This window comes from Endozoicomonas sp. 8E, assembly GCF_032883915.1.
Lineage (GTDB): Bacteria > Pseudomonadota > Gammaproteobacteria > Pseudomonadales > Endozoicomonadaceae > Endozoicomonas_A.
Window position 1 is genome coordinate 1,759,618 of record NZ_CP120717.1, and the last position, 22,380, is coordinate 1,781,997.

Below are 22,380 nucleotides of genomic sequence, written 5' to 3' on the forward strand. Positions count from 1 at the left end.
GTTAAGGGGGCTTTATCTGGAAAATGCAGGTTTCTTTTCTGACTGTTGATGCTTCGCTATATGAACCTGCTGTTATTGACTGCCACCGATTTTATTTCTGAAAGCCGCGTCAGGCTGACGGGAAGATCTCTTCAGCATGTCCTGAACGTTCATCGCTCTCAAGCCGGTGACAGCATCAGAGTGGGGATGCTGAATGGAGAAATGGGTCAAGGCGTTATTGTTTCTCTGACGGATCAGGCAATGGAGTTGGATGTCTGTCTGGATCAAAAGCCTCCTGAACCTCTGCCCCTGACGATTCTGCTGGCTCTCCCGCGTCCGAAAATGCTGAAAAGAAGTCTGCAACACTTGTCGTCTCTTGGGGTTAAGAAAATCATTCTTATGAACAGTTACCGGGTCGAGAAAAGCTTTTGGCAGTCGCCCTGGCTGACCGAAGAAAAAGTCCGCGAGCAGCTCATTCTGGGGCTGGAGCAGGCAAGGGATACGCAGCTCCCGGAAGTCATTCTTGAGAAGCGCTTTAAGCCTTTTGTTGAGGATCGATTACCCGCCATTATGGACGGCAAGCGTTGTCTTGTAGCGCATCCTTCAGGCGGAGTCCCATGCCCTCATCAGGTCGATGATGAAGTGGTTCTGGCCATTGGGCCCGAAGGTGGATTTATTCCTTACGAAGTGGAAAAGCTTGAAGAGGCAGGGTTTGATCGGATTCATCTGGGCTCAAGAATTCTTCGGGTTGAAACCGCTGTCACCGCGATTACCAGTAAATTGTACGACTGAATGGCATTTTACACTGGCCTGCGGTTTAGGTATGTTGTATGCAGAGCCTTCCCGTTCGCAGAGTGAGTTTATGGATACACAACGCGACTTTTCATTTCCAGTATTGAGCCATTTTTCAATATCTCTGGCTTTCTTGCTTTTGTTTTTCCTCAGCGAAAAACTCACAGCCGCTGATAAAGGTGCTTTGCTGGATGAGCTCTATGATAACGCTCAGCTGGAACAGCAGCTTGGTTGGGTGCTGTCCAGCATGACCATTGACCAGAAGGAGTACTCACTGCCTCCGGAAGTGGTGAATACGGTTAATCAGGTCGTCAAGGTCCGCTACAGTCCCGATCTTTTCAAATCTTCCATGGAAGCGACTCTCGATGAAGCGTTAAGTGTCGGTGAATTACTGAAACTTCTGGACTGGTATAACTCGGCACTGGGTCAAAAAATTCTGCGCCTGGAAATGGAAGCTAATGATCCTCGCAATGCAGTGCGTATGCAGGCTTACATTGAAGAAAAATTATCCGCAGAGTTACCTAGAACCAGTCGTATTCGTCTGATTGAAGAGTTGATGGAAACTCTGGATGCGGTTGAACTGGGTACTGAGCTGGCTGCCAGTGCGTCGGTGGGAGCCAAGCGCATACTCCATGAAGTCATGCCGATCAATGACGGGCGCCCTTTAAGGCCGCCTGAGGTGCTCAAAGCCAGGGAAAAGCCGGTCATTCGCAAAGGGATGAACGATCATATGAGGTACGTCTATCTCTATACCTATCGAAGCTTGCCAGATAGTGAGATTCGCGATTATTTGAATTTTGCCAGAAGCTCTGCCATGCAGAATTTCCAGCGTGGTCAGATCCTGGCTATAGCCCGAATTCTTTAAGTCATCTCCTGAGGGTCTACGTCCAGTGTCCAGCGAAGGTCTTTCGGTAATTTCATGGAATCCAGATGTTTGACGGCAATATCCAGTAAGCGATGCAGAGAAACACGCTGGTAACTCTGCAACAACAGCTGATAACGATAACGCCCCTGTCTTTTTTCCATAGGCGCCGGGATTGGGCCTAGAACCCTGACAGAGCCTTCCTGATGGTGGTTTAATAAAACATGCCTGAGACTTTTTAATAAATTCTCCCCTGCTGCCGCCATAGACGACTCTGTTCTGAACAGAGCCAGATAACTTTCAGGTGGCAGCTTGAGTTGTTTTCGTTCGATCATCAAACTGTCTGCAAAGCGACTGTATGGTTGGCTGACCAGCATCTGCAAAGCGGGATGCTGAGGGTTATGGGTTTGGATGATAACATGCCCCGGTTTCTTTTCTCTGCCGGCTCTGCCTGCGACCTGAAGGATCAACTGTCCGGTTTTTTCCAGTCCTCTGAAATCGGAACTGAACAGCCCGGAGTCAGCATTGATGATCGCTACCAGAGTAACATCGGGAAAATGATGGCCTTTGGCCAGCATTTGAGTTCCCAGAAGTATGCAGGGTTCGCCAGTTTGGACCCTATCCAGAATTTCTGAAAGCGCATTTTTTCGACGAGTCGAATCTCTGTCCACTCTAATCAGAGGAATAGTCGGGAATATTTGCTCCAGAATTTGTTCGCACCGTTCGGTACCTTGGCCTACAGGCTGGAGGTTATTACTGTGGCATTTTGGGCATGACCAGGGAATAGCAGTTTGGTAATCACAGTGATGACAATGCATATGAGGTGGCGTGCGATGCAGTGTCAGATGGGCATCGCAGTGCGGGCAATCCGTGACTTCACCACAATCATGGCAGATCAGGGAGGGAGCGTAGCCTCGGCGATTCAAAAAAACCATGACCTGTTCGCCCTTATCCAGAGTTGACTGCATCCTTGTTATCAGACTCTGGGCAAAACCTTCATGGAGTATTTGCTGGCGGATATCGAGTAGTTCCAGAGTCGGTGGGCGGGAGTGTCCTGCCCGGCTGTTGATCTCCAAGTGGCTGTAACGACCTTTTCTGGCGTTTACGAGGGTTTCCAGTGAGGGGGTGGCGGATCCCAGGACAACGGGGCAGTCTGCTATTTTTGCCCGGTATATGGCCAGATCCCGGGCATTGTATCTGAGGGAGTCCTGCTGTTTGTATGAGTTGTCGTGCTCTTCATCAACAATAATTAATCCCAGTTTGGGTAAAGGCGTAAAAATTCCTGAGCGGGTAGCAATCAATACCCCGGCTGTGGTACGACTGGCAGCAAGCCAGCCCTGTAAGCGTTCGCCATCACTCAATCCGGAATGGAGGCAGGCCACGGGGACAGAAAACCGGCTGCGAAATCGTCTGACGGTCTGAGGCGTCAGACCAATTTCAGGAATCAGGACAAGAACCTGTTTACCGGCTTTAAGAGTAGCTTCTATGGCCTGGAGGTAGACTTCCGTTTTACCACTCCCGGTGACACCATCCAGTAAAACAGGGTGAAAAGAGGGGCATGCCAGAATGCCTTTCAGAGCGAAAGCCTGTTTAGCATTCAGGGTTAGCGGTTCTTGTCTGAGCGGGTTTGCATACTCAGTGAAATGTCGGTCAACCCGTTCAATCTCACGTACGACAACCCGCTGTTTCTTTTGCAATTGGGTGAGAACGGTTTTACTGATACCGACTTCCCGAAGTTCTGGCTCTGACAGACCTTCGGGGTATTTTTCCAGCCATTGCAATGCCTTGAGTTGTTTGTGAGCTCTTTTCAGAGATTGGGTGATGGCTTCATCAAGCGGGGCGGTGGGTTTCCAGAGTGCTATTTTTTCCCGGGTTGCAGGTTTTCCCTGCCGGAGAGCCTTGGGCAGTGCCTGAAGCAGGGTTTCTCCCAGGCTGTAGTGATAATAACTGGATGCCCATCGGCAAAGTTCCATGATGTCTCTGGGGATTAGAGGAGTCTGGTCTGGAACAGCAGAGACTTTTCTGAGCTTTTCCCTGGGATAATCGGATTCAGGTTTAATGGCTTCGATTATGCCAACCAGCTTTCTGGGCCCAAATGGAACCTGAACTCTCATACCCGGTTGCAGGTTTGCCTCACTGTCCGGAGGAAGATAGTCGAACATCTGCCTCAATGGGGTGGGTATGGCGATGCTGAGATAATTATCGTCACATGAGGTCATGAGGTTACTTTTAATGGCTAATGGCGTCAGGAGCCTTCCGACAGGCTCCCGCCCAGTTTAACCTGAGTTGTGGTGTGGTTGAAATGAACGGTCAGTGAAATACCGGTATTTGCCTGACGGGGATACTTTGGTATGATTCTGCCACAATTTTCCAGGGTCACTGAATGGCAATCTCTGGGCAGTGCATTCCATTGACTGCTACGGTAATGACAGTTTGTGACCATTTCGCGTGCGGTGCCTTGGCCGAGTTGCTATTAGCCAGAGACCGGGTGGCGGCACGCATTGTTTTGAGGTAGATCCCATGAAGCCGGAAATCCATCCGAATTACGAAGAAATCGAAGTTACCTGCTCCTGCGGTAACAAGATCAAGACTCGCTCTACTCTGTGCAAAGCTCTGCACATTGAAGTTTGTTCCAAGTGCCACCCATTCTACACCGGCACTCAGAAAGTGATGGACACTGGCGGTCGTATCGAGCGCTTCACCAAGCGTTTCGGCAAGGTAGGTGCTCGCAAGTAAGCATTTACTTGCTTGCTTTCTAGCCGGACAGCCACGAATCAGAAACAGTCATTAACTATAAAGCAGTCATGAACTTGGAATAGTGTGAGTTGGAAATACCGCTATGCTTGTTCGGAGAATGATTCGATAGGTAGCATGATGAGCTTTTCTGACTTTGCTGGCTGTGCAAAAAAGGCGATTCGCATTCTTGCGGGCGCCTTTTTTTGTGTTTGGCAATTTTTCCTGATCTCCCCCGCATTCGCCATTGAGACCTGTACTCTGAGAGGCCCTTCAGAAACTGTAAAGTGGGATTATATTGTTGACGGCGATTCATTGTGGTTGAAGGATGGTCGTAAAGTTCGTTTTCCCTCCATCAATACGCCTGAAATAGCCCATGAAAAAAAGCCGTCAGAACCTTACGGGGATGAAGCCTCTCTGGCCCTCAAACAGTTGCTGTCAGGAACACAGAAAATCAGGATTCAGGTCGTTGGAAAAGACCATTATGGTCGAGTACTTGCCCATCCCTTTCTAATGGATGGTCGATCCATTGAGTCACTGCTCATTGAAAAAGGCCTGGGTTACCAACTGTTTTCTGAGGAGCCTGATGTTTATCGGCAATGTCTGAAGCGGAAGGAAACCGAAGCGAGAAAAGAGAAAATAGGTGTTTGGTCAAAAAATCCTGTTCTGGATATCAAGGCCAACGGGTTGAAACCGGGTTTTAGACTGTTCAGGGGCAGTGTCGTTGAGGTTGAGAGTCCCAAAAAGAGTGATTTCCTGTGGGTGGAAATGGATGGTCCGGTGGTTATTCGTGTGCCCAAGTTTTCTTTAGATGCCGGGTGGCTGAAAGGCCTGGCAGGTCAGCGTATTGAATTCAGAGGTTGGCTGGTGGATCGCGGGGAAAAAAATAAGGGAGGGCGTCGTTATAAGCGCTGGATGGTAGGTATTTACAGTCGAGATGGTGTCCAAAAGCTGGAATAGTGTTTTGATGAGCTCAGCTGATGGTCTGTGCTCTTTCTGTGAAGGGTGTTTTGTTCGTAGTAAAGTGGGCAAAAAACGTTTTGCCTGTGCTGCTGGCATTTCGTTAATTAGCATTAATTTGGGTATCCGGTCTGTAGATATACTTTTCTGGTCTACCGAATCCTTGTTCGATAAACAGTGATCCTATATTCTCCACACTTAAGACCTTATATTTTCATTAGGATTAAAGTACAAGGATATGAAGCAAGCCGCCCTGGATTACCATGCCCAGCCTAAACCCGGAAAGATCTCGATTGAACTGACCAAGCCAGCGGAGACTGCCAAGGATCTGTCTCTGGCTTATAGCCCGGGCGTCGCAGAGCCAGTGCGTGAGATCGCTGCTGACCCTGAAAATGCCTACAAATACACCATGAAAGGTAATCTGGTCGCAGTGATCAGTAACGGTACTGCGATTCTTGGTCTGGGTAATCTTGGCGCGCTGGCCAGTAAGCCTGTGATGGAAGGCAAGGCTCTGCTGTTCAAACGTTTCGCCGGAATAGATTCCATTGATCTGGAAGTGGACTGCGAAAGTCCTCAGGATTTCATTGACACAGTCAGGCGGGTTGCCTGCAGTTTTGGTGGTATTAACCTTGAGGATATCAAGGCTCCAGAGTGTTTTGAAATCGAGCGTCGTCTGATTGAAGAGTGCGATATTCCCATATTCCACGATGATCAGCACGGTACTGCAATTGTTACTGCAGCAGGTATGTTGAATGCCCTTGAGATTGCTGGCAAGAAGATCGAAGAAGCCCGTCTGGTCTGTCTCGGAGCCGGTTCTGCAGCCATCTCTTGCGTCAAGTTGTTGATCAGCTGTGGCATGAATCCAGCCAATATTTTTATGTTGGACAGTAAAGGTGTTATCCACACAGGGCGTGATGACCTTAACCAGTACAAGGCTTTGTTCGCGGTTGAGACCGATTGCCGTAATCTGGACGATGCTATTAATGGGGCTGATGCCTTTCTGGGTCTGTCCGGGCCAAACCTGTTGTCTAAGGAACAGCTGGCAAAAATGGCTGAGAATCCTATTGTGTTTGCCTGTGCCAATCCTGATCCTGAAATTCGCCCAGAGCTGGCCAAAGAAGTACGCTCTGATGTCATTATGGCAACAGGCAGGTCTGACTATCCGAACCAGGTTAATAACGTTCTTGGCTTCCCATTCATCTTTCGCGGTGCTCTGGATGTTCGAGCCAGTCGGATCAATGAAGAGATGAAAGTGGCTGCTGTTCAGGCAATTCGTGAATTGGCCAAGGAGGCAGTTGTTCAGGAGGTTATTGATGCCTACGAGGGGGCTGAGCTAAGCTTTGGTCCGGAATATATTATTCCCAAACCGACCGATCCTCGTTTGTTGGGCTCTGTATCTGCCGCAGTGGCAAAAGCTGCTGTGGATTCTGGTGTGGCTCGTCAGCCTTATCCCGCCCATTATCCTCTGAGTTCTCTGGATGATATTTAGACCAGAGATTCAGTCGTCAGAAAAAAAGCCCGGTCTGATTTCAGGTTCGGGCTTTTTTCTCGCAAAGTAAACTTATGTAGCTGATTGAGTGCTAGAACAAATCCTCTGGTTTGAGTGAGCCGCTTTCTTCCAGAGAGGGAAGGCTACCCTCGCTGACAGTCTTGGGAGTGTTTTCTTTCCTGAACAGCTCGAAAATAGCTTCAGGATCGCCTTGTTTTGCCAGCCGTCCTGTTTTCGAATTAATTCGAACCGTTTCTATACCTCCTGGCTGGGGCAGACGTCTTATTGGTTGGTCTGCCAAAGCAGTTTTCATGTAACTGATCCAGATGGGTAGAGCGGCATTAGCTCCAAACTCCCAGCGGCCCAGAGTGGAGAAGTTATCCTTGCCGACCCAGACGCTGGTAAGCACATCAGGGTTAAATCCGACAAACCAGGCGTCCTTGCTTTCATTTGTGGTGCCTGTCTTACCGCCAATATCGTGACGTTCAAGGACTCTTGCTCTTTTACCTGTGCCTTTCCAGATGACATCGCGCATGATGTCATTGAGGATATAGTTGACTCTGCTGTCCATAACAGACTCAGCTTCATTGAGAATGTTCAGGGAGGCCGAAGTTTCGTCTTCCGTCAAGGGTGGTGTAGTTTCAGTTACCTGCTCTGAGACAAATCCCTTCTCAGGCGTCCCTTCCTTACGACAGTCCCTACAGACAATAGCCGGGTTGGCCTCGAATACTGTGTCATCCAGAACATCGACTTTCTGAATCAGGTAGGGCACGACCCTGTAACCGCCATTGGCAATCGTAGCGTAGCCTGTGGTCAATTCCAGCGGTGTCATGGAAACGTTACCCAGTGCGAGAGAGAGGTTTCGGGTCAGAGTCTCTTCAGGTAATCCCAGCTTCATCAGGAAGTTCACAGTTCGCTTGACACCAATTTGTCTGAGAATCCGAATCGAGACCAGGTTCCGTGAGCGATAGAGACCTTCCCTGAGTCGCGTTGGACCGTTGAACTTCATATTGTCATTATTCGGGCGCCAGACGCCTTCAAGTCCCTGATCAGCAAAAACAACAGGAGCATCATTGATGATGGTAGCGGCGGTCAGTCCCTTATTAAGAGCAGCCATGTAGATAAAAGGCTTGAAAGCCGATCCCGCTTGACGGATGGCCTGAGTGGCGCGGTTATACATGCTGTCGTAGAAATTGAAGCCGCCCACCAGAGCGAGAATAGCCCCATTTTCCGGATTCATGGAAATCAGAGAAGATTGCGCCTGGGGCTCCTGACTCAGACGGAAGCGGCCGTCAGGCATCTTTCTTACCCAAATCAGATCACCTGGCTTCAGAATGTCAGACGCCTGTTTGGGATTATAGCCATAGGCATTCACATTGATGAAAGGCTTTGCCCACTTGAGATTGTCCCAGTCAATGTGATCGGTCTTATCCTCTTTCATCAGGATTGTCACTGATTGATCTGCTATGGCGGTGACCACAGCTGGTATAAGGACACCGGTAGAATGGGTTTCTATCAGGGTCTTTTTCCAGAAAGCCGTTGTATCTTTTTCCTGTTGAGCAATGGGCTTACCGTCGTCGTCCTCATTCAGGTTGCTAACAGGTCCCCGGTATCCATGTCTTTCTGTATACTCAAAAAGACCATTGGCAACGGCTTCGTTAGCTGACCTTTGTAAGATGCTGTCAACAGTGGTGTAAACCTTGAAGCCTTCCGTGTAGGTTTCCGGGCCAAACCTCTCAATCATTTCCTGACGAACCATCTCGGCGATGTAGGGAGCTTGCAGTTCGATCTTGGGACCATGGTAGCTGGCCGTCACCGGGGCCTTAAAAGCCTCTTCATAATCAGCCTGTTTGATGTAACCCAGATCATACATCCTGCCAAGAATCCAGTTTCTGCGAATTCGTGAACGTTGGGGATCATTGATCGGGTTATAACGGGAAGGAGCTTTGGGCAGGCCCGCGATCATGGCCCACTGAGCCAGATTGAGTTCATCGATCGATTTACCGTAATAAACCTGTGCCGCAGCCTCTACTCCGTAGGCGCGGTTACCCAGATAAATTTTATTGAGATAGAGTTCAAAAATTTCGTCTTTGGTCAGTTGCTGTTCAATCTGGATAGCCAGCAGAATCTCATTGAACTTTCTGGAGAAGACCCGTTCGTGAGTCAGGAAAAAGTTCTTGGCCACCTGCATGGTGATCGTGCTGCCTCCTGACTGGATTCGGCCGGTTGAAGCCAGCTGCACAGCAGCTCGCATCAGACCCATGATATCGACGCCGGGATGGTGGTAGAAACGGTCATCTTCAGCTGCCATGAAAGCTTTAATCAGGGGTTCAGGGGCGTCTGCGAAGTGAATAGGTGTTCGACGCATTTCGCCAAATTCTGCGATCAGTTTTTCGTCCTTTGAAAAGACACGCAAAGGCGTCTGCAGGTGAGTATCACGCAGGGTGTCAACTGAGGGCAGCGAAGGGCTCAGATAGAGGTAGGCGCTGGCTGCTATCAGGGTGATGCCGCTGACGGCTGCCAGGCCGCTCCAGAGCAGAAATTTTAAAATTTTTACCGATCGATTCATGCTTGGCTGATGTCCAGTTCTGGCTTGGGGAGGCTGACCGGGAATAGACAGTCTCCTGGCAGTTACAGGAGGGTCATTATAAAGGGAAATGCTCAATTTCCCTAGAATCGGGATCGTTAGTTAATGTAATGTTCATTTTTGTATTGGTTTATCGTGAGAATGATTCTCTGTCCCGAAAGGGTTGAAGGGCGTTCTTGGCTCATTACTCATACAGCTCAGGGCTGTGCCGGATGGACGATGTATTTTGTCATCAATGACAGATAGTTATCGAAAAGGTTTGGGCAAAGTCGGTAAACCGACAGGCCCTGTTTTGGTTATATTGATTGAAAAGTAGCCACGGGAAGGTGCTTGGTGTGATCTGTTTGAAATAAAGTGGATTCGAAAGGTTCCTTTCGTTGCGCATTTGAACGGACTGTTATTAAATAAAATAATAGGGAATTTTTATAACTAAAGCCGCCATGAGAGACAAGCGCCAAAGTATCGATGTCGATCAAACTGGTGCTTCGTGGTGAAAAAAGCAGGAATCGCGTCTGTGTTTGGGCTGTTTAATAATAAAACAAGTGCTGTCCTTGGAGTGGATATCAGTTCGACCTCAGTGAAGGTGCTCGAACTGGGTCGTGGCAGTAAGGGCTACCGAATCGAAGCCTACGGTGAAGAACCTTTGCCACCCGGAACTGTGGTTGAAAATGTCATTCAGGAGCCGGAGGCCGTTGGTGAGGCCATCAGGAGAGCTGTTTCCCGCAGCCGCAGCAGTGTGAAAAATGCTGCAGTGGCTGTTTCCGGTTCAGCTGTCATCACCAAGACCATCGAAATGGATTCCTCTCTGAGTGATGATGAGATGGAAACACAAATCACCGTAGAAGCCGATCAGTATATTCCGTACGCATTAGACGAAGTAGCCATTGATTTTGAAGTCCTTGGGTTGAAGGAAAATAATCCTGAGCGGGCTGAGGTGCTTCTTGCTGCCTGTCGTCGTGATAATGTTGAAATGCGTGAAGAGGCTCTTGGGCTTGGTGGTCTCAAAGCCAAAGTGGTCGATGTCGAGGCATTTGCCATGGAAAGAGTCTATGAACTGGTCAGTGATATGCTGGAGCTTCCAGAGGAAGATCCGGTGGTTGCCATTGTTGACATTGGTGCCAGCAGTACTTCCATCAGTGTGTTGAGTAATGGGCAGACTATTTACACCCGGGAACAATTGTTTGGCGGTCGACAGCTTACTGATGAGATTCAGCGCCGCTATGGTCTCAGTCCTGAAGAAGCGGAAAAATCCAAACGTGAAGGGGGGATTTCAGACGATTTTGAACCTGAAGTGCTGGAGCCTTTCAAAGAGGCGGTTGTGCAGCAGGTTTCCCGATCCCTGCAGTTTTTTTATTCCTCCAGTCAATACAATGATGTGGATGCCATTTTGATGGCCGGAGGAACATCTTCTATTCCAGGCCTTGCTGCTCTGGTTCAGGACAAGCTTGGAACACAGGCATTATTGGCCAATCCGTTCGCCAGAATGGCGCTCTCTCCAAAAGTGGACGCCAGTAAATTAACTGGCAGCGCTCCGGCTTTGATGATCGCCTGTGGATTAGCCATGAGGAGTTTTGACTGATGGCAAGGATTAACCTTCTCCCCTGGCGTGAACAACTGCGAGAAGAACGCAAAAAACGCTTTATCGCAGCCTGGCTGATGACCATATTGGCCGGTGGCGCCATGATTTTCATGGCAGATATCTACACCGGAAATGCCATCAGTCACCAGCAAAGCAGGAATCAGTATCTTCAGAATAAAATTGTTGAACTCGACAAAAGCATTGCCGAAATCAAAGGCCTCAGAGAGAAGCGAGCCCAGCTTCTGGAGCGTATGGAGGTCATACAGAATTTACAGGGCAACCGTCCTATCATTGTTCGGGTGTTTGATCAGCTGGCCCGACTGATCCCTGACGGGGTGCACTTCAAGAGCCTTCAGTTTCAGGGAGATACTCTCAAGCTGGTGGGGGTCGCTGAGTCGAATAATCGTATTTCCAGCTTGATGCGCAATTTTGATTCCTCTGAGTGGTTTTCCGATCCTAATCTGACAGCTGTACGCAAGGTGACCCTTGGCGGAGAACGGATGAATGAATTTGATCTGACTGTGATTCGAACATCGCCTGAGAAAGAAGTGGGAGACGAATCATGAGTTTCGCAGATTCTTTAAAAAAACTGAATGAGCTGGATCTGGCAGAACTGGATCTGGAAAATGTCGGTGGCTGGCCACTACCTGTCAGGGTTATTGCCTGCCTGCTGACTCTGGGGCTGGTGCTTTTTCTGGGTTATCAATTGCACTTGAGTAATCTTCAGAAAACTTACGGTACGGTCATTGCAGAAGAGAGAGAGTTAAAAGATCAATTCAGAATCAAGGCTTTCCAGGCTGCGAATCTCGATTCTTACCGGGGTCAGATGGAACAGATGGAGGCTTCCTTCGGTGCTCTGGTAAAACAGTTACCGAGCGACACCGAAGTGCCCGGATTATTGGAAGATATTACTTTCACCGGTCGTGGTGCTGGTCTGACGTTTGAAACCATCAAGTTGCAGCCTGAAAAAGCCACAGAGTTTTATATTGAGCTTCCTATCAGTATCTCAGTCGGTGGTAACTACCACGATATTGGCAATTTTGTCAGTGGTGTGGCCAGTCTTTCACGAATTGTGACGCTTCATGACTTTTCTATCACGCCGGAAAAAAATGGGCAGATGTTGAAAATGGAGATTCTGGCCAGAACTTATCGCTATAACGACAGGGAGTCTCAGTAATGAAGTGTTTACAAAGACTTCTGATTGTCTGTGCGGGAGGTGCGTTGTTGGGTTGTTCTGGAAACAGTGGTTTCAGTGATCTTGACCAGTATATGGCTGAGATGAGGTCCAAGCCTTCCGGAAGAATTGAACCGCTGCCAACCTTTACTCCCTATGAGGCATTTACTTACAGTGCTTCTGGTTTAAGAAGTCCCTTTGAGCCACCGATCAAGTTGAAAGCCTCTGACCGGGCGCTCAGCAGTAATGTCAAACCTGACAACGGTCGGTCCAGACAATACCTGGAGCAGTTCGATATCGAAACCTTTGCTCTGGTGGGGTCTATCAGCAACGACGATGGGCTTTGGGGACTGATTCGTGGTGACGACGGCATCCACCGTGTCAGGTTGGGTGATTATCTGGGTAAAAACCACGGTCGAATCACTTACATCGATGACAGTGAACTGCGAATTATCGAAATAGTGCCTGCGGGCTCTGACGTCTGGATTGAAAGACCCAGAAGTATGAGGCTGGATCTTGGCCAACCCTGATCGTTAAACATATGTTTCAAGGACAGTCCGATCAGTTTCGAAATGGATTTCCCGCTTTGCCATGCATACCTCACAGATCACGTCTTTATTTGACGTGGCGGGACAAAGGTATGGCTCTCGTTGCAGTGCCCGTTGTAATACTTGCTGTGATAAGAGCTCCTGTGGCTGATATGACAAGGTAGGCGACATCGCTTTAGGAAACTGGATTTTTCTGATGTCATGCCGATTAGAACAACAATTCTAAAAATGCTAAGTGGGTTCACTAGATGAATAATAAGCCCGTGTTGAAAGCCAGCGCAGTACGAATGCTGCTGTATATGGTGTTGGCGTGGTTGCCGCTTTCTGTCTGGGGTATAACACTCAAGAAAATGGATGCTGGCACCCTGCCGGGTGATATCGTAGAGCTGCGTCTGATGTTCGATGGCCCTGCACCTGAGGCCAAGGGGTACACGATAGAGCAGCCTCCCAGGATTTCTTTGGATTTACCGTTCACTCGCAGCGATCTGCCCAAATATAACGAAGTTGGATTTCAGAACACAGAGAGTGTCACAGTGCTTGAGGCTGGGGGCAGAACCCGGCTTGTTGTTAATTTGAAAACAGCCGCCGGTTTTACCACTAAAGCAGACGGTAATGTGCTCTATGTTTATGTGGGCGCAGAAGGTTCTAATACTCGTTCAGTTCTTCCAACAGTAGCCAGTTCTGGTGCGCCTTTGGCTGATCCTGCCAGCCAGGGTATTACCCATATTGATTTCCAGAGGGGGGAAGAAGGAGAGGGTAATGTTGTTATTACGCTCGCAGATCCCAACATTCCAATGGATATGAATGAGCTGGGTGGTCGCATTCGTCTTGAGTTTCAGGGGAATGTTCTGCCAGGCCGGTTACGTAACCGTTTGGACGTCATTGATTTCGCTACTCCCGTAAAATTCATTGATGCCAAGGTCGAGGACGGGAATGCAGTGGTCGTTATCGAGCCCAAGGGGGATTACAGCTACCTTGCTTATCAGGCAGATAACACACTGACAGTCAGTGTTAAGCCGGTATCCGATAAAGATTATGGTCGTGACCGGAAAGGTCTGGCCTATAAGGGAGACAAGCTGTCCCTCAACTTTCAGGATATCGAAGTGCGCGCTGTTCTTCAGTTGATTGCTGACTTTACCGATCTGAACCTGGTGGCCTCAGATACGGTCAGCGGTAACGTGACACTGCGTCTGCAGAATGTGCCCTGGGATCAGGCTCTGGACATCGTTCTCAAATCAAAAGGTCTGGACAAGCGACTTGAAGGTAATGTCCTGACTGTGGCTCCAGCCGAAGAGATTGCAGCCAGAGAGCGTCAGCAACTGGAGAATGACAAGCAGATTCGTGAGCTGGCGCCTGTTTATACCGATCTGATTCAGATTAATTACGCAGATGCAGAAGAGATTGCGACGGTTCTTGCCGGTGAAGGCGAAGAGACCAGTCTGCTGACTGAGCGTGGTTCGGTTCAGGTGGTGGCTCGTACTAACAGTCTTCTGGTTAAGGATACCCAGGAAAAGCTGGATGAACTGCGTGCGCTGATTCAACGTCTCGATATCCCTGTCAGACAGGTGATGATCGAGGCGAGGATTGTCAATATGAACTCCAACTTCACCCGTGATCTGGGGGTAAAGTGGGGAGGCGCGACAGACTTTGATCGTTCAGCCAATCGGGATGTAGCTGTCGGTGGTCAGGGGACTCAGGCGACTATCGTCGATGGTGTGCCAACTGTTCAATTGCCAGACAACGCTCCCTTTCTAGATTTTGGAGTGGCTGGAGAAAACGCTGCAACGTTGGCGATTGGTTTTGCAACCAACAGTACTCTGCTGAATCTTGAGCTTTCAGCCATTCTGTCAGATGGTGGTGGTGAAACGGTTTCTCAGCCAAAAGTGATAACCGCTGACAAGACTAAAGCAGTGATCAAGTCGGGTAAGGAAATTCCTTACGAAGAGAAAACATCCAGTGGTGCGACCTCTGTAGCTTTCAAGGATGCGGTTCTGTCTCTCGAAGTGACTCCGCAGATCACGCCAGAGGGCAGTATTATTATGGATGTGACGGTTACCAATGACTCTCAGGGTGCTGACGCGCCTAATGGTGTTCCTACCATCAATAAGAATGAAGTGAATACTCAGGTGTTGGTCAGAGATGGTGAAACAGTTGTTCTGGGTGGAGTATTTACTCAGGAGAAAAAGAAAGGGGCAGTTAAGGTGCCAGTGTTGGGCGATATTCCTTATGTTGGAAGATTGTTTAGAAAAGACACCAATTCAGATGTCAAAACCGAGCTGATGATTTTCATTACACCCAGAGTGGTCAACGATAATATTACCCTGCGTTAATTCCCGCATCCCGGTTGGTTCAGGCCTACCGGGATCACTTCCTAAAAATGCCCTATAACGGAATCCGCAATGGTAGAGGAATCTTGTTATGGATGGCCGCTCCAGTCAGCTGTAAGACTCTGATTATTACCAGTGGGTTCAACAACAGAAAAGGCTTCTGGAAAATCGTCAGTTTGATCAGCTTGACCTGGATAATCTCATTGAGGAAGTTGAGGAGATGGGTAGAAGTGAGCGAAACAGCTTTGAGTCCAGTCTGATCATCCTGCTGCTCCATCTGCTCAAATATGACTATCAGCTCAGGGTTCTGAAAGACCCCTGGGTTCGGGATAAAGTGATCTACATCTGGTTGCCCAGTAAGACTAACCCAAGGATTGAGATTAAGACACTGCTCAGAAAAAGTCCTCATTTGAACAAGATCAAGAATGAAATATTGGTTGAAGCGTATTCCTATGCAAGAAAAGATGCTGTACAAGAGTTGAATAAGTAGATTCGTTCAGAAGGCAATAGTTTGGACAAGAACAGCTTTCCACAGGAGTGTCCCTGGTCATTTGATCCGGTGATGGAGCTAAACTGGTTGCCCTGAGTCAAGCTCTGTATTCATCTAACAAAAAACGGGAGTGAAAGCTCCCGTTTTTTGTTGTCAGCATGACTCAGGATGCGCTAGGCTCAGCCTCACACGCAGGCAGGAAGTCAGGCTAACAAAGACAATGCCATTGAGAAATATATATCTGGTAGGCCCTATGGGGGCCGGTAAAAGTACGATCGGGCGGATGTTGGCCAAAGAACTGGGGCTGCCATTTTTCGATTCAGATCATGAGGTTGAGGCACGCAGTGGTGCTGAAATTCCCTGGATTTTTGATGTTGAGGGCGAAGAGGGCTTTCGGCAGCGTGAAATACAGGTAATACAGGATCTCTGTTCCAGGCAGGGTATTGTTCTTGCCACGGGTGGTGGGGCTGTGACCAGACTGGAAAATCGCCAGCAGCTGGGTACCAGCGGAGTGGTTGTCTTCCTCAAGGCATCAGTAGCAGCACAATTGGTCAGAACCGAGAAAGACAAAAAAAGGCCCCTGTTACAAAGGCCTGATCGTGAGCAAGTGCTGACTCAGCTGTTGAATGAGAGAGCGCCGCTCTATTCCTGTATTGCCGATATCGAGCTGGATACAGAGTTGCTATCACCCAAAGCACTGATCAATGAAATCATCCGAACCGTTGGCAAGTTGCCATAAGCCAGAAAGAAGCCTTCGGATCAGTTAATCGATATAAGGTTTTTTAGAAAAAGAGAGAGACGTTTGATGCAAGAGTCGAACATCCTTGAACTGAACGTGGATCTGGGTGAGAGAAGCTATCCCATTTTTATCGGTTCAGGCCTTTATGCGGGTGCTGCCAGACCCGAGTTGCTCCAGCCCTATATCAAAGGGCAGCAAGTGGCTGTTGTCACTAACGAAACGATTGCTCCTCTCTATCTGGATAGGGTGCGCAGCCTGCTTGATGGCTTTGACCTGACAGAAGTCATTCTTCCTGATGGAGAAGCGTTCAAGAATCTTAACACTCTTGAGAAAGTTTTTGATGGCTTGCTTGAAGCTCGTCATACCCGCAAAACCACATTGATCGCTCTGGGTGGTGGTGTGGTGGGTGATATGACAGGTTTTGCAGCCGCCGCGTACCAGCGCGGTGTTGATTTTATTCAGATTCCAACCACTCTGCTGTCCCAGGTAGATTCTTCTGTTGGTGGGAAAACCGGTGTCAATCATTCTATGGGCAAAAATATGATTGGTGCTTTCCATCAACCCAATGTTGTCCTGATTGATACGGACTCTTTGAATACACTCCCTGACCGTGAGTTTTCTGCTGGCGTTGCCGAAGTGATCAAGTACGGTCTGATATGTGATGAGTCCTTCTATCAGTGGCTGCAGGCAAATATTGAACGAATCATGGCAAGGGATCAGCAGGCGCTGACTTACGCGATCCATCGTTCCTGTTCTGACAAAGCCTGGGTGGTGGCGGAGGATGAAAAAGAGTCCGGACTCAGAGCTATTTTAAATCTGGGTCATACCTTTGGTCATGCTATTGAAACACATACTGGCTATGGCGAATGGTTGCATGGCGAGGCCGTCGCTGTTGGTATGGTGATGGCTGCTGAGCTCTCCTGCCGACTGGGTCGGATTGCCAGAGGAGAAGTACAGGGGATTTTGGCTATTCTAAAGGCTGCAAATCTGCCTGTAGAGACTCCTGAGGGTATGTCACCCGATCGCTTTATTGAACTGATGTCCGTTGATAAGAAAGTGCTGGATGGAAAATTGAGGCTGGTGCTTTTAGAGCAGATCGGTAAAGCCTTTGTGACAGAACGGTTTGACCGAGGTGTGCTTGATAAGATGCTGAGTGAGGTGTGCAGGATATAGAGCTTATTGCTTATTGTTCTTTTTATGTATTTGTGATTGAGGGGTTGGCTGTGTAAAATGGTCAACCCCTTGTCTTTTGTGACGAGGTTAAATGTCTGCAACTTCGACCTATTTTTCGTGAAGTGGTAGTTAAGGGTATACTCTTTTTTTTGTACTCTTTTTTGAATTAAAATCCATAAAAATGAATTAATATTCCTTGAGTGTGGTTACCCCCGCAGCAAAGCCGTCGTAGCACGAGCCAGAAATGCAGCCAGCATCACAGTATGAAGACCGCAGGGGGGTGGAGAGCTGCATTGTCATAGGATAAAGCGCCTTGGCAAAACGAGAATAATGATCGTCCTGGAGCCTGACTGGGAATAGAACAGTCCTGCTTCCAGAGTGACAGAAGTTTCAAGGCATATAATAACTTACGATGAGAGAGTGCTTATGAAAGCAGGTCTGTATAATCCCGGGGAGTTCAGGGATAACTGTGGTTTCGGGCTTATAGCACACATGGAAGGAGAGAAAAGTCATAATCTCTTGACAACTGCGATAGAAGCACTTACCTGCATGACGCACCGGGGTGGTATTGCCGCAGATGGAAAAACAGGCGATGGTTGTGGTTTATTAATTCAGACGCCTGATACCTTCTTCCGCACTGTTGTTAAAGAGCAATTGGGTAAAGATCTTCCAGCCAGGTACGCTGTTGGGATGCTATTCCTCAGTCAGGATGAAACGGTAGCCGATCATGCCAGGAAAAAACTCGAAGCTGAGCTGGAAAAGAAAAAACTGGTAGTGATTGGATGGCGAAAAGTACCCGTCAATAGTGACTGTCTTGGCCCTATTGCCTTAGATCAGCTACCCGTTATTGAACAGGTGTTTGTAGGGTCTCAGGTTGAGTTGGATGAAGAAGAGTTTTCAGCCCGGCTCTATATGGCACGGCGCTTCACCAATATGGCGCTTGAGCAGGATCAGGACTTTTATATCTGCTCCCTGTCGACTCAGGTAGTGACCTACAAAGGTCTGATGATGCCAGTAGATCTGGCTAACTTTTATCAGGATCTGGGTGATCCCCGGTTCGAAACTGCGATCTGCGTATTCCATCAGCGCTTCTCCACAAATACCATGCCTCGCTGGAAGTTGGCCCAGCCTTTCCGTCTGCTGGCTCATAATGGTGAAATTAACACCATCACCGGTAACAGAAACTGGTCACAGGCTCGTCGAAACAAATTTAAATCAGAGCTGCTGCCTGACCTGGATCAGATCTATCCTCTGGTCAACCGAACTGGCTCCGATTCGTCAAGCCTCGACAACATGCTTGAAATTCTGGTAACCGGTGGTGTTGACCTGTACCGGGCTATCCGTATGCTGGTTCCGCCTGCCTGGCAGAATGTTGATACCATGGATCCTGGTCTCAGGGCTTTTTATGAATACAACTCCATGCACATGGAGCCCTGGGATGGTCCTGCAGGTCTGGTTATTACCGACGGTCGTCGTGCGGTTTGTGCACTGGATCGTAATGGTTTGCGTCCTTCCCGCTGGGTCATTACGAAAAACGGGTATCTGACCGTTGCCTCTGAAGTGGGTGTTTACGATTACCAGCCTGAAGATGTGGTGGCAAAAGGTCGTGTTGGTCCGGGTGAAGTTCTGGCCATTGATGTTGAGTCAGGAGAATTGCATCAGGCTCATGATATCGATGAGCAGCTGAAGACTCGCCAGCCCTACAAAAAGTGGTTGAAGCAGAACTCTTATCGTATCCGTTCCCGTTTCAGAGATGAAGATCACAAGATCGAGCATCTGGATTCAGAGCTTCTGAAGGTTCATCAGAAGATGTTCTCGGTCACCTTTGAAGAGCGTGATCAGGTGATTCGTCCTCTGGCTGAGAGTGGGCAGGAAGCTGTAGGCTCAATGGGTGACGATACACCAATGGCGGTTTTGTCGGGTCGTGTGCGTTCTGTGTATGACTTCTTCAGGCAGCAGTTTGCCCAGGTTACCAATCCCCCTATCGATCCTTTGCGTGAAGCGATAGTGATGTCTCTGGAAACTTGCCTGGGACGTGAGAAGAATATATTTGAAGAGACGCCTGAGCATGCGGGCCGTGTGGTACTCAAATCGCCAGTGCTGTCGACAACCAAATTCCTGAATCTGATCAATGCTCATCACCAGCATGATGATCTTGATGTGCTTTACATCGACATCAATTACAAGCCTGAAGAAGGCTTAAAGTCCGCCATTGAGCGTATTTGTGATGAGGCTGAGCAGGCTGTGAGAGACGGCAAGGCTCTGATTCATCTGAGCGATCGCAATATCAGTGACAACAAGCTGCCGGTACATGCAGCCATGGCTACAGGTGCTGTCCATCACAGACTGATTGATACGGGCCTGCGTTCCGATGCTAATATTCTGGTTGAAACGGCAACAGCCAGAGATTCTCATCAGTTTGCGGTACTGCTGGGCTTTGGTGCTACGGCAATTTATCCTTATCTGTCCTATGAAATTATTCATGACCAGATTCGCTCCGGGGAGATTCTCGCAGACCCACTGGATGCCTACAAAGCTTACCGTAAGGGTATCGATAAAGGTCTTTTGAAGATTCTCTCCAAGATGGGTATCTCCACCATTGCTTCCTATCGTGCTGCGCAGCTGTTCGAAGCCATTGGTCTGTCTTCTGAAGTTGTTGACCTTTGTTTCAAAGGGGTTCAGAGCCGTATTGAAGGAGCCGGTTTTGAAGCGATTCAGCAAGATCAGCAGTTGCTTTCCGAGACTGCCTGGAAGAAGAGAAAGCCCATCCAGCAGGGCGGTCTGCTTAAATACGTGCATGACAGTGAGTATCACGCGTTCAATCCTGATGTCGTTCAGCAGCTTCAAAAAGCCGTTTCTACGGGTGATTACGAAGAGTTTCGTCGTTACTCCAAGCTGGTTAACGAAAGACCGGTTGCCACCCTGCGTGATCTGATGGGCCTTAAAACTGCCGATCAGGCTCTTGCTATTGATGAAGTTGAACCTGCTACCGACATTCTCAAGCGATTCGACTCCGCCGCTATGAGTCTTGGTGCTCTGTCTCCGGAAGCCCATGAAGCTCTGGCTGAAGCGATGAACCGTCTGGGTGGTCGTTCCAACTCGGGAGAAGGAGGGGAGGATGAAGCACGCTTTGGCACTAACCGGGTTTCCAAAATAAAGCAGATTGCTTCTGGCCGTTTTGGTGTAACGCCCCATTATCTGGTTAATGCGGATGTCTTGCAGATTAAAGTAGCGCAGGGAGCCAAGCCGGGTGAAGGGGGGCAGCTGCCGGGTGGCAAGGTGAACAAACTGATTGCCAGACTGCGTTATTCAGTACCCGGTGTGACACTGATTTCACCTCCACCGCACCATGATATTTATTCGATTGAGGATCTGGCTCAGCTGATCTTCGACTTGAAGCAGGTGAACCCTGATGCGCTGGTTTCCGTAAAACTGGTATCAGAGCCGGGTGTTGGCACCATCGCTGCGGGTGTTGCCAAGGCTTATGCTGACCTGATTACCATCTCGGGCTATGACGGTGGTACTGCTGCTAGTCCGCTGACGTCTATCAGGTATGCCGGTTCTCCCTGGGAACTGGGTCTGACAGAGGCTCATCAGGCGCTAAGAGCAAATGATTTGCGTGGAAAGGTCCGTCTTCAGACAGATGGTGGTATCAAAACAGGTCTGGATGTCGTTAAAGCGGCCATTCTGGGTGCTGAAAGTTACGGTTTTGGTACAACACCCATGGTTGCCATGGGTTGTAAGTACCTGAGAATCTGCCATCTGAATAACTGTGCAACCGGTGTTGCAACCCAGGATCAGCATCTCAGGGAAAATCACTTCATCGGCACGGTTGAGATGATCATGAACTTCTTCACTTTTGTGGCTGAAGAAGTGCGTGAATGGCTGTCTGTGCTGGGTGCTAAAAGCCTTGAAGAGGTCATTGGCCGTACAGAGTTGCTGGAACTTCTTCCCGGTGACACTGACAAGCAAAAAGGCCTCGATCTGACGCCGATTGTTCGCAACGATCTGATTCCTGAAGATAAGCCCCATACCTGTCAGGTTGAACGTAACCCTTCTTATGACAAGGGTGAGCTGGCAGAGGCTATGGTTGAAGCCTGTCTGGCAGGCATCGAAAGTGGTGAGGGAGGCGAGTTTGAGTTCACGGTGAGTAACTGTGACCGCTCAATCGGTGCGAGATTGTCGGGTGAGATTGCCAAACGTCACGGCAATCAGGGCATGGCAGACAGTCCGGTCAAGCTGAATCTGAAAGGTACTGCCGGACAGAGTTTTGGAGTCTGGAATGCCGGTGGCCTGGATATGCATCTGGAAGGAGATGCCAACGACTACGTGGGTAAAGGGATGACAGGCGGTAACCTGATTATCCGTCCGCCCCGGGGGAGTGCTTTCAATTCTAATGAAACCTCTATCATTGGTAACACTTCTCTTTATGGTGCTACCGGTGGTCGCCTGCTGGCCGCTGGCCGTGCCGGTGAGCGTCTTGGTGTGCGGAACTCTGGTGCTACCGCTATTGTCGAAGGTGCAGGGGATCACTGTTGTGAGTATATGACAGGTGGTCTGGTCGTTGTATTGGGCGAAACAGGTCACAACTTTGGTGCCGGTATGACGGGTGGCTTTGCCTATGTACTGGATCTGAAGCGCAACTTTGTTGATCGCTACAATCACGAACTGGTGGATATTCACCGAATTGATACCGAATCCATGGAGGATTATCAGTCTCATCTGATGGGTCTTCTGGATGAATATGTAAAAGAGACAGGCAGTGAATGGGGACGTGAACTTCAGGAGGAGTTTTACGACTATCGGGGTCGTTTCTGGCTGGTGAAGCCAAAGGCGGCCAGTTTGGACTCATTGCTGGCGAGTACACGCGGGCGTCCTGAGTAGGGCACCTGCAACCGCTTGCAAGGAAAGTCTTTAGAACAGCCGTGTGCGTTGCAGCCCTGAGCTA

16 protein-coding genes and 1 pseudogene are annotated in these 22,380 nt (G+C 49.0%); 14 read left to right on the forward strand and 3 right to left on the reverse strand.

What is annotated here, in order from left to right; translation table 11 throughout:
• Positions 1–48 precede the first annotated feature (48 nt).
• On the forward strand, positions 49–771 hold the full coding sequence (locus P6910_RS06400) for a 16S rRNA (uracil(1498)-N(3))-methyltransferase (protein WP_317145444.1): 723 nt from the start codon (positions 49–51) through the stop codon (positions 769–771).
• A 70-nt stretch (positions 772–841) separates the two neighbouring features.
• The gene (locus tag P6910_RS06405; RefSeq protein WP_317145445.1) at positions 842–1,636 is read left to right on the forward strand and encodes a DUF2059 domain-containing protein; all 795 of its coding nucleotides are present in this window, start codon (positions 842–844) and stop codon (positions 1,634–1,636) included.
• On the opposite strand, the gene P6910_RS06410 is transcribed toward P6910_RS06405, so the two are convergent.
• Both P6910_RS06410 and P6910_RS06415 read right to left on the reverse strand, forming a co-directional pair.
• Positions 1,633–3,852: a primosomal protein N' gene (locus tag P6910_RS06410; RefSeq protein WP_317145446.1), complete on the reverse strand. Its 2,220-nt coding sequence runs from the start codon at positions 3,850–3,852 to the stop codon at positions 1,633–1,635. The two genes, P6910_RS06405 and P6910_RS06410, sit on opposite strands and share 4 nt — an antisense overlap.
• Before the next feature lie 26 nt (positions 3,853–3,878).
• Positions 3,879–4,076 carry a hypothetical protein gene (locus tag P6910_RS06415; protein ID WP_317145447.1) on the reverse strand — a complete coding sequence of 66 codons (198 nt, stop codon included), beginning with the start codon at positions 4,074–4,076 and terminating at the stop codon, positions 3,879–3,881.
• A 77-nt stretch (positions 4,077–4,153) separates the two neighbouring features.
• Between P6910_RS06415 and rpmE the strand changes: the two genes are divergently transcribed.
• The 3 genes from rpmE to P6910_RS06430 all read left to right on the forward strand — a co-directional run bounded on the left by rpmE (position 4,154) and on the right by P6910_RS06430 (position 6,815).
• Complete coding sequence (rpmE, locus tag P6910_RS06420) at positions 4,154–4,369, forward strand: 50S ribosomal protein L31 (RefSeq protein WP_317145448.1); 216 nt, start codon at positions 4,154–4,156, stop codon at positions 4,367–4,369.
• A gap of 84 nt (positions 4,370–4,453) precedes the next feature.
• On the forward strand, positions 4,454–5,326 hold the full coding sequence (locus P6910_RS06425; RefSeq protein ID WP_317145449.1) for a thermonuclease family protein: 873 nt from the start codon (positions 4,454–4,456) through the stop codon (positions 5,324–5,326).
• A 238-nt stretch (positions 5,327–5,564) separates the two neighbouring features.
• Complete coding sequence (locus tag P6910_RS06430; RefSeq protein WP_317145450.1) at positions 5,565–6,815, forward strand: malic enzyme-like NAD(P)-binding protein; 1,251 nt, start codon at positions 5,565–5,567, stop codon at positions 6,813–6,815.
• Between the two features lie 91 nt (positions 6,816–6,906).
• On the opposite strand, the gene P6910_RS06435 is transcribed toward P6910_RS06430, so the two are convergent.
• Positions 6,907–9,384 carry a penicillin-binding protein 1A gene (locus tag P6910_RS06435; protein WP_317145451.1) on the reverse strand — a complete coding sequence of 826 codons (2,478 nt, stop codon included), beginning with the start codon at positions 9,382–9,384 and terminating at the stop codon, positions 6,907–6,909.
• Positions 9,385–9,916: 532 nt separating this feature from the next.
• On the opposite strand from P6910_RS06435, the gene P6910_RS06440 reads away from it, so the two are divergent.
• The 9 genes and pseudogenes from P6910_RS06440 (at position 9,917) to gltB (ending at position 22,316) form a co-directional block, all read left to right on the forward strand.
• Positions 9,917–10,981 carry a pilus assembly protein PilM gene (locus P6910_RS06440; RefSeq protein WP_317145452.1) on the forward strand — a complete coding sequence of 355 codons (1,065 nt, stop codon included), beginning with the start codon at positions 9,917–9,919 and terminating at the stop codon, positions 10,979–10,981.
• Positions 10,981–11,547, forward strand: a complete 567-nt coding sequence (locus tag P6910_RS06445; RefSeq protein ID WP_317145453.1) for a PilN domain-containing protein — start codon at positions 10,981–10,983, stop codon at positions 11,545–11,547. The genes P6910_RS06440 and P6910_RS06445 overlap by 1 nt, the downstream gene beginning before the upstream one ends.
• Positions 11,544–12,158, forward strand: a complete 615-nt coding sequence (locus tag P6910_RS06450; protein WP_317145454.1) for a type 4a pilus biogenesis protein PilO — start codon at positions 11,544–11,546, stop codon at positions 12,156–12,158. Before P6910_RS06445 ends, P6910_RS06450 begins: the two co-directional genes overlap by 4 nt.
• Positions 12,158–12,685 (forward strand): pilus assembly protein PilP, encoded by a 528-nt coding sequence (locus P6910_RS06455; RefSeq protein ID WP_317145455.1) that lies wholly within the window; start codon positions 12,158–12,160, stop codon positions 12,683–12,685. The genes P6910_RS06450 and P6910_RS06455 overlap by 1 nt, the downstream gene beginning before the upstream one ends.
• Before the next feature lie 266 nt (positions 12,686–12,951).
• Positions 12,952–15,033 carry a type IV pilus secretin PilQ family protein gene (locus P6910_RS06460; RefSeq protein ID WP_317145456.1) on the forward strand — a complete coding sequence of 694 codons (2,082 nt, stop codon included), beginning with the start codon at positions 12,952–12,954 and terminating at the stop codon, positions 15,031–15,033.
• Positions 15,034–15,160: 127 nt separating this feature from the next.
• Positions 15,161–15,520 (forward strand): annotated as a pseudogene (locus P6910_RS06465) (DUF29 domain-containing protein); the annotation flags it as partial.
• Positions 15,521–15,740: 220 nt separating this feature from the next.
• A complete protein-coding gene (gene aroK / locus P6910_RS06470) occupies positions 15,741–16,259 on the forward strand; it encodes a shikimate kinase AroK (RefSeq protein ID WP_317145457.1) in 519 nt (172 codons plus the stop codon).
• 81 nt (positions 16,260–16,340) lie between these two features.
• A complete protein-coding gene (aroB, locus tag P6910_RS06475) occupies positions 16,341–17,432 on the forward strand; it encodes a 3-dehydroquinate synthase (RefSeq protein ID WP_317146513.1) in 1,092 nt (363 codons plus the stop codon).
• A gap of 426 nt (positions 17,433–17,858) precedes the next feature.
• Entirely contained in the window at positions 17,859–22,316 is a 4,458-nt protein-coding gene (gene gltB, locus P6910_RS06480; protein WP_317145458.1) for a glutamate synthase large subunit, read from the forward strand.
• The last annotated feature ends 64 nt before the right edge of the window (positions 22,317–22,380 follow it).